Raw genomic sequence first — 14976 nt, forward strand, 5'->3', positions numbered from 1 at the left:
TCGATACTACGCAAATCGTTTTTTATTGCCAGCCAAATCCGCCAAAGTGTGCATCACTTTCCACTTACGGGTAACTGCGATGATTGCCATTCTCGCCGATGATCTTACCAGCGCGCTCGACGGCGCGGCCCCGTTCGCCGCACGCGGACTGAATGCCTGCGTCATGCTGCGCCTGCCCGATGCCGCGTTGCAGGACGCGGAGATCGTCGCCTTCGATTTAGATTCCCGCTTCGTTTCGCCGGAGCAGGCGGAGCGGCGTTTTCGCCATGCCGCCGCCTGCGTGAAACCGGCGCGCCTCATCTACAAAACGGTGGATTCCACGCTGCGCGGCAATCTGGGGCCGGAAACGCGCGGGGCGCTGACGGGCAGCGGGCGCCGTCTCGCCATCGTCGCGCCGGCCTTCCCGGATGCCGGCCGCACCACGGTGGGCGGCCGGCAATACGTCGACGGCGTCGCGCTGGAGCAGACCGCCTTTGCGCGCGATCCGAAGAACCCGATCGTCACCGGCTACGTCATGGAGCGCATGGCGGGGCTGGAGCCGACGCGCTTTCAGGTATTCGACGCCGCAGACAACGGCGAGCTGGATGAGGTCGTGAGGCGGATCGGCATTGCCGAACCGGTGGTGTGGGTGGGATCGCCAGGCCTGGCGGCGGCGCTGTCGCGCGCGTTGTCCTCGGAGGAGAACGCGCCGCCCGCTCAACCGCCGCTGCGAGCCCGCAAGGTGCTGGTGGCGATTGGCAGCCTGCATCCGGCGAATGACGCCCAGCTGGCAAGCCTGCGGCAGGCGGGCGCGGTGCTTGTCACGCTGCCGGAAGCGGCCGATCTCGAGGCGATAGCGCAAGAGGTGCGAGCGGCGTTTGCGCGTGCCGATGTGGTTTGCCTGATGTCGCCCCGGTCGCGAGCGGCCGCGGCGGATCATGCCGCTGCGCTGGGCGCGGTCGTCAGCCGTTGCACGCCCGCCTTCGACGGGCTGGTGGCGACCGGCGGCGATACCGCGCGGCGCATCGTCGACGCCATGGCGGCCGGCTCATTGACGTTGTTCGGTGAGGTGGAACCCGGCGTGCCTTTCGGGTTGTTAAATCTGCCGGGCCGCAGGCTGCCGTTCGCCACCAAGGCGGGCGGTTTTGGCCGGGCCGGTACGTTGTTGAACTGCGTAACCCGGTTGCGCGCTGACCGAGAAGGAGAAAAACGATGACCCTTTCCACCTTGCCGCTGGCGATAACCATGGGCGATCCCGCCGGCATCGGGCCGGAGATCATCGCCAAACTGGCGGCCAAAGAGCGGTTGAGCACGCCTTATGTGGTGATTGGCGATGCCGGTGCCCTGGCGCGCGCGGCGGCCAGTCTGGGGCTGACGCTGCACCTCCGCGAGCTGCCCGCCTCGCTGGCGGGATGGGACGAAGCCTGGATGCGGGGAGAAACCGCCGTCTATTCCGCCGGCGTTGCGCTGCCGGCGGACTTGCCCCTCGGCAGGCTCGATAAGCGCGCGGGCGCGGCGTCTTATGCCTGGGTGGTTGCCGCCATCGATCTGGCGTTGGCGGGGCGTATCGCCGGCATCGTCACCGCGCCGCTGAACAAGGAGGCTATGCGCCTGGCGGGGATCGATTATCCGGGGCACACCGAGATCCTGGCGGCGCGCTCGGGCACCCCGGACTTCGCCATGATGCTGGCCAACGACGAGCTGCGGGTGATCCTGGTTTCCATTCACGTTTCGCTACGGGACGCCATCGACGCGGCGACCGTGGAAAACGAACTGCGCGCGTTTCATCTGGCGCAAACGGCCTGTCGGGCGCTGGGCATTGCGAAACCGCGCATTGCGGTGGCCGGCCTGAATCCGCATGCCGGGGAGAATGGCCTGTTCGGCCGCGAAGATCTTGACGTCATCGTGCCTGCCATCGCCCTGGCGCGGGAACAGGGGTTGGACGTCAGCGGCCCCTGGCCCGGCGATACCGTTTTCATGCGCGCCCGGCGCGGGGAGTTCGACATCGTGGTCGCCCAATATCACGACCAGGGCCTGATCCCGGTGAAATATCTCGGGGTGGATCACGGCGTTAACGTCACCGTCGGCCTGCCGTTTATCCGCACCTCGGTCGACCACGGTACGGCGTTCGATATCGCGGGCAGCGGACGGGCGGAACACGCCAGCCTGCTGTACGCCTTCCGGCAGGCGGAAAAAATGTTGCACGCCCAATAACTCATATCACCTGAAGACAATAAGGAAACACCATGCACACACCCGAGTTTATTTTCATGCTGACGCGCAACGACAGCACGGTGCCCGATGCGCAAGCGCGGCTACCAGAGGTGCTGGCTGCCGGCGTGAAGCATATCGGCTTTAAGGATATCGGCCTGCCGCTGGATCAACTCAAACAGTTGGCGCAGGCGATCCACGCCGGTGGCGCCACCGCTTATCTGGAAGTGGTTAGCCTGGATGAGGACAGCGAGATGAATTCGGCGCGTGCGGCGCTGGCGTTGGGCGTTGATGTATTGATGGGGGGAACGCGGCCGGAAAGCGTGCTGCCGATCATTCGTCAGTCTGGCCTGCGCTACTATCCGTTTGCCGGCCGCATCAGCGGCCACCCCAGCGTGCTGGAAGGTGACATTGACGATATTGTCGCCAGCGCCCGCCAGCGCGCCGCTTTACCGGGCGTGACAGGGCTGGATCTGCTGGCCTACCGCTTTGCCGGCGACGTGCCGACGTTGATTCGGCGGGTGTGCGATGCGGTCGACAAACCGGTTTATATCGCCGGGTCTATCGACCGCGAAGATCGCATCGCCGCCGTGGTGACGGGCAATGCGGTTGGCTTCACCGTCGGTACCGCGGCGCTCGACGGCGTGTTTCCCGCCGACAAGCCGGGGCTGACGGCGCAACTCAACGCCGTGAAATGCCTGATTGGCAATGTGATCCGCAAACTGTAACGCGTCTCCATTCGGTTCTTTCCACGGCGATGGGGCGGTTATCTCATTCGTTGAATCATTAATTTGTATGGCTTCTCTTTTTAATGCTCTAGCGAGCAGGCACGCCCTTGGGCGCTCGCCGACATTTACCCGGCAAAACAGCGTAATTGCCGCCAGATTCAATATATATAGAGGGAGTGAAAAATGAATAAAGGGTTAGGGAGTACCGTTGTGGCGGTGAGCCTGTTGTTAACCGGCTGCGATACCTTCAGCCTGCTGCGCGATCAAAAGATCGCCGAGGCCTTTCACGTCGGCGCCGACAAGCGCTCGGTCAGCCGGGATTTCGGCGCGCCGATCGCCACCCGGCCGACGCTGAACGGCCAGGGCGTGTGCCACGACTATAACCACCGCTTGCCGAACGGCACCGTGACGCCGTTCTACGTCGGCTTCAGAAACAGCGACGGCAAAGTGGTGGCCTTTGGCCCCACCACCTGCGGGGAAGCGCAGGCCAACGGTAATCTGAACAGTGATGAACCTATCAAACAGCGGTTCTAAACGGGCATTGCTGCGCCGGCCTGTGGCCGGCGCAGCAAAAGCAGCCCAGCAACGTCGGGTGTGCCATTTTTCTTTTTCTCTATATCCCTTCTGATTTTCCGCCAGGCTTTTATCTGAGATTTATTTTCCTATGGCGTATGCCAGATGCCGCTGCCGAAAAACGCCATTGCATGGATTTCCTCCACCGGGTGTTACGGTGTGAACAGCAAGACAACAAAGCAATCTTTGCTGAATTGTGCTAGTTTTTCGAACATTCACGGACATGCAGTGACCTGCAAGATAAGGATATCCAATGCGTTATCGTTCGCTAAATCTCGGCGAGGTGACAAGGAAAGGGGCCGGAACGCCGCCTCAGGGAAGCGACGTACGGACTGGTGCCGTATGAAGCTGCTCTCTCTCTTTTCTGAACACACGGCGCCGGAAAGTTTCTCCCGGATACTCACCCCGACACAAGCGTGCCATGAGCTGGAACGGCATTATCTGTTCGGCGGCGCAGCCGGCATATCGATAAGCAGCCGGTATTCCATAACCCGCAATACTCAATCCGGTATTGGCGTCACCGGTTATCGTGAGGACGCGATTGTGAAGCGCAGCGTGTTCGATGATCTCAATCGGGGCGGTTTGCTGGCGATTGATGAGGAAATAGGTGCCTGGACGCCGACCAAATACGCGTTTTACGTCGACGCGGAAGGCCGATTACAGCGCTATCCCGGCAGCTCTCTTCCTGCCTTTTATCCTACAGGGCGCGTGATCGCCCGCTATGAAGAAATGGTCAGCCGCTATGGCCGGCGGGCAAAACCGACGGTGCTGCCGGCGAGGCAGAATACGACCCGGAATCCCCCTCTGCAGCAAGCCATCGCTACCGCAGTGGCAACCGTTGCCGCCACGGTACAGGCCATCCGTCCGATGACCAAGGCAGAGCGCTGGCAAGAACGCCAATACCTGATAGGGCGAGGCAACCGCAGCATTTACCCGGATGCGCGCATGGCGGCACAGCGATTGGCGGAGAACAACGTCGCGGTCGAAAAGGCGAAGTTGGCTGAGAATGTTTACAAGACCACTAACCCACTCAAGGACACGATAGACATCCCTGAGGGCTGGAAGGACATCAGTAACAATGATGGGGTGCTGGGCCGGCTTGGTTTGAGCAGTAACATGCTTTATGACAAACCAATGAATCCTGACTTTTTAGCCCGAGTTTATCAGCCAGACGAAAGTGTCTTTGGCAAGGCGATGAACCCGACGGTGGTATTCCGCGGATCGCGGGCACCAGAATTCCCGGAGGGAATAAGCCGCGCAACCCAAAAAGCCTTAATAAGGGGTGACTTATCAGGCATTAAAAATCTCAGTGACTGGAAAAACAACGGTGCTCAGGGAATAGGGCTTAATTCTGAATACTACAAAAAAGCGGTTGGTATTGGCGATAAAATTTCAAAGGTATCCAATATCGACGTTGCAGGTCACTCATTAGGCGGTGGCATGGCGTCTGCTGCCTCCATGGCCAGCGGCAAGCCAGCTTGGACGTTTAATGCCGCTGGATTGCATGCGGGAACCGTAGAAAAATACGGCGGCTCTATAATAGGCAGTGTCGATAATATTCAGGCGTATCGCGTGAAAGGGGAGCTGTTGACCAAGCTGCAGGAGGTTGATTTGTGGGAGGATGCCAAAGACCTCAAATTTTATCCGCCGGCGGTGATGGCGAAAGAACGGTTGTCCATGTTGGCGCCTGACGCCGTGGGAGTAAAACACACGCTTTCCGGTGGAACAGGCTCACTGCTGGATAAGCACGGTATAGACCAGGCGATACAATGCATTGAAAATGAAAAAGACGATGACATTGCCACAATCAAGGGAAGAATATGAAAAAACTTATTCTCATTATCACGATGGTAGTGTCTACGCTCATCATGCAGGGGTGCGAAAAAGGTATGGATTTACAACCGCAGGATTATTTTGACGGTCAGCAATTGGACATTGCCAAAGCCATTTATGATGGTGACAGGCCGCAGTTGGATAAACAGTTATCATCAGTAAACAAAGAGATCTTAAATCGTCCAGCTAAGGAAGAAATGACCTTATTGTTCTGGGCAATAAACAATGCCATCTATGATAAAACCACACCTGAAAGGCTGAAAATTATCACTGATTTGGTAAAAGCCGGCGCAGATCCTTTACAGCCTCAACCCAACACGCCAGGTAGCCCAGCTGAATTTGTTATGAAAGCGGATAAAGGTATCTGGATACAGGCTATGTTAGAGGGCGGGCTTTCTCCAAATGCTAGGGATAAGGTTCATAATCAACCCATTATATTTAATAGCATCTTTGCAAAAAACACAGAAACATTAGAGGTCATGTTGGAGCATGGTGCTGATATAAATATAAGAAATTCACTGGGTGATACGCTGCTCATCGATGCTTTAGACTATCACTCCTATGACCACGTCATTCTTCTTTTAGAAAAAGGTGCCGATAGCGATATAAGAGGCAACTCGGGTTGGACGATGGGTAATCAACTGCAACGGCTGATTAATAGGAGTCAGGACGGCAGTGAGGCGAAAGAGTCTCTTGAGCGCATCAGAGACGAGCTAATTAAGCGTGGCGGGAAATGGCCGCCTGCTCCTGTCAGTAAATAAGCCATTCTCAGTATCCCAAGGGTGTAGAGGGATACTGATACGGTAATAAAGCAAAGTTGGGCCGTGGTTATGTTAAAAATGGAGATGGCATGAGGCACAGCACTCTTATCATTATCATGTTGCTGTCGATGCTCATGATGCAGGGATGCGAACAAGGTAGGGATCTACAACCACAGGATTACTTTGAAGGTAAGCAGCTGGACATCGCCAAGATCATCTACGAGGGTGACAGGCAAAAGCTGGATAAGGTTTTACCGACGGTAAGCAAAGAAACGTTAAATCGGCCGGCCAAGGCGGAGATGACGTTATTATTCTGGGCGATAAATAACGCTATCTTTGACAAGAACACGCCAGAGCGGCTCAAGATCATTACGGCTCTGGTCAAGGCGGGAGCAGACCCACTGCAGCCAAGAGCTGAGGGGGGGAGTAGCCCAGCTGAATTTGTTATGAAGGCGAATAAAGGCGTATGGATACAAGCTATGTTAGAGGGCGGGCTCTCTCCAAATGCCAGAGATAAGGTTCATAATCAACCCATTATATTTGAAAGTTTTGATGCGGCGAACACCGAAACATTAAAGATATTAATTGCATACAAAGCTGATGTTAATATCAAAGGCGCTATGAGCCGAATGCCATTAATTAATGCGCTGTATAACAGCTGCCCTGAGCACATTGAGGTTCTTTTGGCTCATGGCGCTAACCCCTTAGCCAAAGATGACTTTAATGACAGCTTCCTTTCTCTGATTTCTGCGGAAATAGCCAAAGGTGATAAGAGCAATGCGTACATAAAAAAGCTAATTAAAATTAAAGAAAAAATAAAACAGGTGAATTAGATGGTCTCGACTCTCATGGGGGACAATGCCGGCACTTCCCCCAGTGCAGTACCATGACATGATGACATACAGGAAGATGATGGGATGTGCCATCAAAGAGCACCCAGCCGGTGGTGACGAGAGTGGGGTGCTGTTAAGAGCCGTTTTTGGCGCCACCGAACAGTGGCGAACCCACAAGCAGCGTTTCTATTTTGAAACCTGCACATTGATGGGGATGCTGGCGTAAGCGACACCCAGAGGCAGGATGCTTTATGTCTGACGACGAGGCAGCGACAGCAGGTATTGCGGGCTGTTTCAGGCAACAAAAAACCCGATAATCTTGAACCTAAAAGGCGGGATTATCGGGCTCCACAAAATGGGGACATCAAAGAAAAGCAGTGGCACTAATTCAGACTGCGGCCCCCAACGAAAGTTCTGGCCGGCAACAAAAAAATCAAAATATTTTTATCGCCGATCCATCTCTCCCGCTAATCGATCAGCCGAGTATCCCCGGCCATAGCACCACGATGAGTGAACCCGCCAGCGTTAACAGCACGTTAGCGATGGCGTAGGTGCCGGCATAGCCCAGCGCCGGGATATTGCTGCGTGCGGTGTCGCTGATGATCTCCATCGCCGGCGCGCAGGTGCGGGCGCCCATAATCGCACCGAACAGCAGGGCGCGGTTCATGCGCAGCACGTAGGCGCCGAACAGGAAGCAGATAACCACCGGCACCAGGCTGACGATCAGCCCGGCAATCAGCATCTGGCCGCCGACCGCGCCCAGGCTGTGGCCGATGCCGGCGCCGGCGCTCAGGCCCACGCCCGCCATAAACACCATCAGGCCGAATTCTTTCACCATGTTCAGCGCGCCCTGCGGAATGTAGCCGAAGGTCGGGTGGTTGGCGCGCAGGAAGCCGAGCATGATGCCGGACATCAGCAGGCCGGCGGCGTTGCCGATGCCGAACGAGAAGTTACTGAACTGAATGGTGATCTGGCCGATCAGCAGGCCGATGATGAAGAAGGCGCAGAACGCCAGCAGGTCGGTCACCTGGCTGTGGATCGAGATAAAGCCAATCTTCTCCGCTACGCTCTTCACCCGGCGCGCGTCGCCGCTCACCTGCAGCACGTCGCCTTTATTGAGCACGATGCTGTCGTCGATCGGCATTTCGATCTGGCTGCGGATCACGCGGTTGAGGAAGCAGCCGTGGTCGGTCAGCTTGAGCTGGCTCAGGCGCTTGTTCACCGCGTTGCTGTTCTTCACCACGATCTCTTCGGTCACGATGCGCATGTCGAGCAGATCGCGATCGAACACTTCCTTGCCGTTGCGGAAGCTCGGATCCAGCCGCGCGTGGGCGTCCGGGTAGCCGACCAGCGAGATCTCGTCGCCCACCTGCAGCACCGCGTCACCGTCCGGGTTGGCCAGAATGCCGTTGCGGCGGATGCGTTCGATGTAACAGCCGGTCTGGCGGTAGATGCCCAGTTCACGCAGGTTCTTGCCGTCGGCCCAGGCCACCAGCTCGGGGCCGACGCGGTAGGCGCGGATCACCGGCAGGTAGACCTTGCGCTGGCTGTCGGTGTCCAGGCCGCGTTCGCGGGCGATCTGCTGGGCAGAGGTGGACAGGTCCTGGTGCTGCAGCTTCGGCAGGTAGCGCGCGCCGAAGATCAGGCTGACCAGACCGATCAGGTAGGTGAGGGCGTAGCCGAGGCTCAGATGATCCTGCGCCGCCAGCAGCGCCGGGCCGTTGACGATGGTGTTGCGCAGCGTGTCGCCGGCGCCCACCAGCACCGGCGTCGAAGTCATCGAGCCGGCCAGCATGCCGGCGGTCAGGCCGATGTCCCAGTGGAACAGCTTGCCGAGACCGATGGCGAGCACCATCGCCGAGCCGACCATCACCAGCGCCAGCATCAGGTAGTTTTTGCCGTCGCGGAAGAAAATCGAGAAAAAGTTGGGCCCGGCTTCCACGCCGACGCAGAAAATAAACAGCATAAAGCCGAGATTCAGCGCCTCGGTGTTAATGGCGAAGTGTTGCTGGCCGAGCAGCAGCGAAACCACCAAAACGCCAATGGAATTACCGAGTTGGACGGAGCCCAGACGGAGTTTACCGAGGCACAGCCCCAGTGCGAGTACCACGAACAGTAACAGAATGTAGTTACCGTTTAACAAACTAGCGACGTTTATGTTCACGGAGGATAACTTATTGTTTACCAGTAAGTGCTTGATATAGATAACTATAAGAGATAAATTCAGCCTTAAAACGACGTCATAAATCACCACCAGCGTAAGGCGAAGCGAACCATCGTTCGGCGGCGTTCATTCTAGACGCTATGACCGATGACAGCCAGCACAGAAAGCTGATTTCCTGCGCCGCCGTGCGCATTTAACTCTCTTTTGACCAAGGAAAAAATTCGGTTCAGCGTCTCCACTCGGGGGCCGGGCCGATTTCTATTGATGCAGTAATTGGGCGGGGGAGAATTCGCATGACGAGTTATAGATATTGGCTGGGCATTCTCAGCTGTTTTCTGTTGTTCAGCCTGGTGTTTCTCGGCCAGCAAACCGGCCTGTTCGGCAGCACGGATCATGAGCATCACGGCGAAACCGGCCTGCTGCTGTTTGTGATCCCCGGTGCGATCGCCAGCTATCTGTCGAGCCGCAAGCGGCTGCTTTGCCCGCTGCTCGGCGCGCTGTATGCGCTGCCGCTGTGCCTGTTGATCCGCCACTTCTGGCTGACGCCGTCCTCTTCGTTCTGGCAGGAGCTGGCGTACGCCACCAGCGCGGTGTTCTGGTGCGTGTTCGGTGCGATGCTGATGCTGTTCGCCCTCGGCCTGTTGCAGACGCTGCAGCAACTGCACCGGCGGCAGCGGCAATAAAAAAAGGCGCGTTAAGCGCCTTTTTTGTCTTTGTCGTTCAAAAACTTACTGGAACAGGTTCAGGTGTTCTTTGGCGTAAGCTTCGAAATCGGTGCAACCGCCGATGTGCTTCTCATCCAGGAAGATCTGCGGCACGGTTTCAACCGGTTTGCCGACGGTTTTTTCCAGATCGGCCTTGGTGATGCCTTCCGCGTGGATGTCAACGTAACGGAAGTTGAAATCGTCGCGTTCTTCAGTCAGTTTTTCCGCCAGTTCTTTAGCGCGGACACAATAAGGACAGCCAGGACGCCCGAAGATTACTGCAAACATGCAACGCTCCTTAATTGGATTTTCAATAAATTGTTCGCTACCGCAACGACATCCCGTCACCGAAAAAGTCATTACCTGCGTCAGATGGCGCCTACTATGCCCGTTGAGGCGGTGAAAAAAAAGCAGGAATTACCTGTTAATCTGATTCATGTAACCAATTAGTCGGCCGGGGCTGTCGCCGCCGACGGGAATTCACTACACTGGGGGCAGACCTTCTGGAGAAGAAAAATATGCGTTCATTCGGTGACTTACCGCGCCCGGTGCTGGTGTTGGAAGGGCTGGGCATCGTGATGCTGGTGTTGGCCTACCTCAGCATTCACGGCCACCTGCAGCTGCCGGGCTGGCTGGCGTCGCAGCAGGCGGCGGTCGGCATGATTTTCCTCGGCGTGGCGCTGATGGTGCCGGCGGCGGCGTTTCTGGTGTGGCGCGTGGTGCAGGGCTTCGGGCCGCTGATGCGCGGCGGTCTGCCGCCGGAAAACGATCGCCGCAAGCCGCAATCGAAAGATAATCAGGACAGCGATCCGCGCGCTTGAGCGCCGCGGCCGCTAACCCGCCTGCCGGGCAGGCGTTGGTCTTTTTGGGGTGACGAGTGAAAATTGCCATTCTTTCTCGCGACGGAACGCTCTACTCATGCAAGCGGCTGCGTGAAGCGGCAGAAGATCGCGGGCACAGCATTGATATCATCGATCCGCTCTCCTGCTATATGAACATCAATCCGGCGGCGCCGACCATTCATTATCGCGGCCGCCAACTGGAGCGTTACGATGCGGTGATCCCGCGCATCGGCTCCGCCATCACCTTTTACGGCACGGCGGTGCTGCGCCAGTTCGAGCTGCTCGGCAGCTACCCGCTAAACGAATCCGTGGCCATTACCCGCGCCCGCGACAAGCTGCGTTCGCTGCAGCTGTTGGCGCGGCAGGGCATCGATCTGCCGATCACCGGCTTCGCCCATTCGCCCGACGACACCGGCGATCTGATCGAGCTGGTCGGCGGCGCGCCGCTGGTGGTCAAGCTGGTGGAAGGCACGCAGGGCATCGGCGTGGTGCTGGCGGAAACCCGCCAGGCGGCGGAAAGCGTGATCGACGCCTTTCGCGGCCTGAACGCGCATATCCTGGTGCAAGAATACGTACGCGAAGCGCAGGGCAGCGATGTGCGCTGCCTGGTGGTGGGCGGCCGGGTGGTGGCCGCCATCGAGCGGCAGGCCAAGCCCGGCGAATTTCGCTCCAACCTGCACCGCGGCGGCACCGCCCGCAAGGTGACCATCACCGCCAGAGAACGGGCGATCGCGGTGAAAGCGGCGAGCACGCTGGGGCTGGACGTCGCCGGGGTGGATATCCTGCGCGCCGAGCGCGGCCCGCTGGTGATGGAGGTCAACGCGTCGCCGGGGCTCGAAGGCGTGGAAACCACCACCGGGCTGGACATCGCCGGCATGATGATCGAATACATCGAGCAGCGCGGCCGGCCTGGCTTTCGCCTGAAATCCGGCGGGTGACGGGGCGGGCGGCGCGCTTTTCTGGCCGAGCAATATCTTAATTAGTGAATTAAGCCGCATTGATCGTGGCGTATCGGGTGAATATTCCGTAAGCTATGCGCCTTTTCGCGTATTGAATATTGTGAGGCTGGTTATTATGGATTCACTCATTGTCCCCGATTTGGCGCTGTTGCGGCGCTGGCTGGATCAGTCGGGCATTTCTTTCTTTGAGTGCGATTCCTGCCAGGCGCTGCACCTGCCGCACATGCAGAACTTCGACGGCGTGTTCGACGCCAAGATAGATCTGGTGGACAACGTCATTCTGTTCTCCGCGCTGGCCGAGGTGAAGCCGACCGCGCTGATCCCGCTGGTGGCGGATCTGAGCCAAATCAACGCCAGTTCGCTGACCATCAAAGCCTTTGTCGACATTCAGGACGACAACCTGCCGAAGCTGATCGTCTGCCAGTCGCTGAGCGTGGCGGTCGGCATCACTTATGAGCAGTTCACCCACTTTATGCAGCAGGGTGAAGAGCAGGTCTCGATGGTGATCCTCGAAGCGCGGGCGAACGATCTGCTGTTTATGGGGGACGAAGAAGAGATCCCCGCTGGCGCCGCGCGTCAGCCGATGCTGCACTGATCCTCGCCGTACCTGCAGCATGCCGTCGCTCCGGCGGCATGCTGCCGTTATTCCCCTCCGCAATAAAATATTCTGCACTTTGGCCTTTGCCGCCCGATCTTTCTCGCCTTTTGTGCCGTTAATGGCGTATCACATAGAGAAAAACTGCATAAAAAATCGATAAAAGGCGTTTTTTACCCCGGGGGCTGGCGGGTTGCGGTAGCAGCGGCTATGCTGCTGATTCTGCAAAGGGCTTGCGATTTCCCTTGTGACCACGCGAGCAGGGCAGTGAAAAAAGGCGCATGCAATCATATGCATAGCCATTCAGTTCGCGGTTGCAACGATTGCGCTCAATCAGGAAAGGTTTTGTATCGCTGCAGATACAAGTTCAATTCTATGATTCACCCTGTTTTGGAGGAAGTTACGGATGGTCACCCAACGTAAAAAGTGGTTATCGGGTGTGGTTGCCGGTCTGTTGATGGCCGCGTCCGTCACGGCGTCAGCCGAAGAGAAAACGCTGCACGTGTATAACTGGTCCGACTATATCGCGCCGGATACCCTGGCCAAATTCCAGAAAGAAACCGGTATCAAGGTGGTGTACGACGTCTTTGACTCCAACGAAGTGTTGGAAGGCAAATTGATGGCGGGCAGCACCGGCTACGATTTGGTGGTTCCTTCGTCCAACTTCCTCGAGCGTCAGTCGCAGGCCGGCATCTTCGAGCCGCTCGACAAGAGCAAGATCCCCAACTACAAAAATCTCGATCCCGAGATGCTGAAGCTGGTGGCGCACAACGACAAGGACAACAAATACGGCATCCCTTACATGATGGTGACCACCGGCATCGGCTATAACGTCGACAAGGTGAAGGCGGTGCTGGGGAAAGACGCGCCGGTCAACAGCTGGGATCTGATCTTCAAGCCGGAAAACCTCGAGAAGCTGAAAAGCTGCGGCGTTTCCTTCCTCGATGCGCCGAGCGAAGTCTACGCCACCGTGCTGCACTACCTGGGTAAAGATCCCAACAGCACCAACGCGGCGGACTATACCGGCGCGGCCAACGATCTGCTGCTGAAGCTGCGGCCGAATATCCGCTATTTCCACTCTTCCCAGTACATCAACGATCTGGCGAACGGCGATATCTGCGTGGCGATCGGCTGGTCCGGCGACGTGATGCAGGCGGCCAACCGCGCCAAAGAGGCGAAGAACGGCGTCAACGTGGCCTATGCGATCCCGAAAGAGGGGGCGCTGACCTACTTCGACATGTTCGCCATGCCGGCGGACGCCAAGAACAAGGATGCTGCCTACCAGTTCCTGAACTTCTTGCTGAAGCCGGACGTGATGGCGGACATCAGCAATCACGTTTACTACGCCAATGCGGTGAAGGATTCCACGCCGCTGGTGAATGTCGAAGTGCGCGATAACCCGAACGTCTATCCGCCGGCCGATGTTCGCGCCAAGCTGTTCACGCTCAACGTGCAGTCGCCGAAGCTGGACCGTGTCATTACCCGCGCATGGACTAAAGTTAAAAGCGGGAAGTGATGATAGGGGGATAGCCCCCTATCGTCGGTAAACCGGCAGGCGGGTGCCCCCGCCTGCATTGCCGTTTTGGGCCACGGCGCTCGCCGTGGTTTTGTGCCGCTTTACGCCGGAGAGCACCCCGATTGAACGACGCCATCCCTCGTCCTCAAGCCAAGTCGCAGAAGGTTTTCACCCCTCTGCTGGAAATCCGTAACCTCACCAAAACCTTCGACGGGCAGAACGCGGTCGAAGACGTCAGCCTTACCATCTACAAGGGCGAAATCTTTGCGCTGCTCGGCCCGTCCGGCTGCGGCAAATCCACCTTGCTGCGCATGCTGGCCGGCTTCGAACAACCCTCGGAAGGGCAGATCGTGCTCGATGGGCAGGATATGTCGCATGTGCCGCCGTACCAGCGGCCGATCAACATGATGTTTCAGTCTTACGCGCTGTTCCCGCATATGACGGTAGAGCAGAACATCGCCTTCGGCCTGAAGCAGGACAAAATGCCGCGGGCAGAAATCGCCGAACGGGTGGCGGAAATGCTGGCGCTGGTGCACATGCAGGAGTTCGCCAGGCGCAAGCCGCACCAGCTTTCCGGCGGCCAGCGGCAGCGGGTGGCGCTGGCGCGCAGCCTGGCCAAGCGGCCGAAGCTGCTGCTGTTGGATGAGCCGATGGGCGCGCTGGACAAGAAGCTGCGCGATCGCATGCAGCTGGAAGTGACCGACATTCTCGAGCGCGTCGGCGTGACCTGCGTGATGGTGACGCACGATCAGGAGGAGGCGATGACCATGGCGGGGCGCATCGCCATCATGAACCGCGGCAAGTTCGTGCAGATCGGCGAGCCGGAAGAGATCTACGAGCATCCGAACAGCCGCTTCAGCGCCGAATTTATCGGCTCGGTCAACGTCTTCGACTGCGTATTGCAGGAGCGGCACGACGACGCGCTGATCTTGCAAAGCCCCGGATTGCGCCATGCGATCAAGGTGGATCCGGACGCCTCGGTGGTGGACGGCGTGCCGATCCAGGTGGCGCTGCGGCCGGAGAAGATCCTGCTGTGCGAACAGGTGCCGGCAGACGGCTGCAACTTCGCGGTGGGGGAAGTGGCGCACATTGCCTACCTGGGCGATCTGTCCATCTATCACGTGAAGCTGCACAGCGGGCAGATTATCAGCGCCCAGCTGCAAAACGGCCACCGTTTCCGCAAGGGGATGCCGACCTGGGGCGATGAAGTGCGTCTGTGCTGGGAAACCGACAGCTGCGTAGTGTTGACAGTGTAGTGGAGCCGGTGAGGAGTAACCC

General features: G+C 58.0%; 15 protein-coding genes. 13 read left to right on the forward strand and 2 right to left on the reverse strand.

Annotation, left to right across the window (positions count from 1 at the left end):
• Nucleotides 1-79 precede the first annotated feature (79 nt).
• The 7 genes from AWX27_RS10085 to AWX27_RS10115 all read left to right on the forward strand — a co-directional run bounded on the left by AWX27_RS10085 (nucleotide 80) and on the right by AWX27_RS10115 (nucleotide 6918).
• Nucleotides 80-1195: a four-carbon acid sugar kinase family protein gene (locus AWX27_RS10085; protein WP_060421626.1), complete on the forward strand. Its 1116-nt coding sequence runs from the start codon at nucleotides 80-82 to the stop codon at nucleotides 1193-1195.
• Nucleotides 1192-2193, forward strand: coding sequence for a 4-hydroxythreonine-4-phosphate dehydrogenase PdxA (gene pdxA, locus AWX27_RS10090; protein WP_060421630.1), 1002 nt, complete (start codon nucleotides 1192-1194; stop codon nucleotides 2191-2193). The genes AWX27_RS10085 and pdxA overlap by 4 nt, the downstream gene beginning before the upstream one ends.
• Nucleotides 2194-2225: 32 nt before the next feature.
• Entirely contained in the window at nucleotides 2226-2918 is a 693-nt protein-coding gene (locus AWX27_RS10095) for a beta/alpha barrel domain-containing protein (RefSeq protein WP_060421635.1), read from the forward strand.
• A 183-nt stretch (nucleotides 2919-3101) separates the two neighbouring features.
• Nucleotides 3102-3452, forward strand: coding sequence for a hypothetical protein (locus AWX27_RS10100; protein ID WP_139159301.1), 351 nt, complete (start codon nucleotides 3102-3104; stop codon nucleotides 3450-3452).
• A 381-nt stretch (nucleotides 3453-3833) separates the two neighbouring features.
• Nucleotides 3834-5315 carry a Tle-like phospholipase domain-containing protein gene (locus AWX27_RS10105; protein WP_060421637.1) on the forward strand — a complete coding sequence of 494 codons (1482 nt, stop codon included), beginning with the start codon at nucleotides 3834-3836 and terminating at the stop codon, nucleotides 5313-5315.
• Complete coding sequence (locus AWX27_RS10110; protein ID WP_060421641.1) at nucleotides 5312-6085, forward strand: ankyrin repeat domain-containing protein; 774 nt, start codon at nucleotides 5312-5314, stop codon at nucleotides 6083-6085. The genes AWX27_RS10105 and AWX27_RS10110 overlap by 4 nt, the downstream gene beginning before the upstream one ends.
• An 89-nt stretch (nucleotides 6086-6174) precedes the next feature.
• The gene (locus AWX27_RS10115; protein ID WP_060421644.1) at nucleotides 6175-6918 is read left to right on the forward strand and encodes an ankyrin repeat domain-containing protein; all 744 of its coding nucleotides are present in this window, start codon (nucleotides 6175-6177) and stop codon (nucleotides 6916-6918) included.
• A 475-nt stretch (nucleotides 6919-7393) separates the two neighbouring features.
• On the opposite strand, the gene AWX27_RS10125 is transcribed toward AWX27_RS10115, so the two are convergent.
• Complete coding sequence (locus AWX27_RS10125) at nucleotides 7394-9082, reverse strand: aspartate:alanine antiporter (protein ID WP_047728000.1); 1689 nt, start codon at nucleotides 9080-9082, stop codon at nucleotides 7394-7396.
• Between the two features lie 293 nt (nucleotides 9083-9375).
• On the opposite strand from AWX27_RS10125, the gene AWX27_RS10130 reads away from it, so the two are divergent.
• Nucleotides 9376-9765, forward strand: a complete 390-nt coding sequence (locus AWX27_RS10130) for an inner membrane protein YbjM (protein ID WP_033637808.1) — start codon at nucleotides 9376-9378, stop codon at nucleotides 9763-9765.
• Between the two features lie 45 nt (nucleotides 9766-9810).
• Here the strand turns inward: AWX27_RS10130 and AWX27_RS10135 are convergent, their stop codons facing one another.
• Entirely contained in the window at nucleotides 9811-10074 is a 264-nt protein-coding gene (locus tag AWX27_RS10135) for a GrxA family glutaredoxin (RefSeq protein ID WP_004938676.1), read from the reverse strand.
• Between the two features lie 230 nt (nucleotides 10075-10304).
• Between AWX27_RS10135 and AWX27_RS10140 the strand changes: the two genes are divergently transcribed.
• The 5 genes from AWX27_RS10140 to potG all read left to right on the forward strand — a co-directional run bounded on the left by AWX27_RS10140 (nucleotide 10305) and on the right by potG (nucleotide 14954).
• Nucleotides 10305-10607, forward strand: coding sequence for a YbjC family protein (locus AWX27_RS10140; RefSeq protein WP_033646672.1), 303 nt, complete (start codon nucleotides 10305-10307; stop codon nucleotides 10605-10607).
• 56 nt (nucleotides 10608-10663) lie between these two features.
• Entirely contained in the window at nucleotides 10664-11566 is a 903-nt protein-coding gene (rimK, locus tag AWX27_RS10145) for a 30S ribosomal protein S6--L-glutamate ligase (protein ID WP_038880682.1), read from the forward strand.
• Nucleotides 11567-11702: 136 nt separating this feature from the next.
• Nucleotides 11703-12182, forward strand: coding sequence for a type III secretion system chaperone family protein (locus tag AWX27_RS10150; RefSeq protein ID WP_060421651.1), 480 nt, complete (start codon nucleotides 11703-11705; stop codon nucleotides 12180-12182).
• Between the two features lie 406 nt (nucleotides 12183-12588).
• Nucleotides 12589-13698, forward strand: a complete 1110-nt coding sequence (gene potF / locus AWX27_RS10155; protein ID WP_060421655.1) for a spermidine/putrescine ABC transporter substrate-binding protein PotF — start codon at nucleotides 12589-12591, stop codon at nucleotides 13696-13698.
• A gap of 122 nt (nucleotides 13699-13820) precedes the next feature.
• Nucleotides 13821-14954, forward strand: coding sequence for a putrescine ABC transporter ATP-binding subunit PotG (gene potG / locus AWX27_RS10160; RefSeq protein ID WP_049202214.1), 1134 nt, complete (start codon nucleotides 13821-13823; stop codon nucleotides 14952-14954).
• Nucleotides 14955-14976: the final 22 nt, after the last annotated feature.

It is taken from the genome of Serratia sp. 2880STDY5682894 (assembly GCF_001537385.1).
GTDB classification, from domain to species: domain Bacteria; phylum Pseudomonadota; class Gammaproteobacteria; order Enterobacterales; family Enterobacteriaceae; genus Serratia; species Serratia nevei.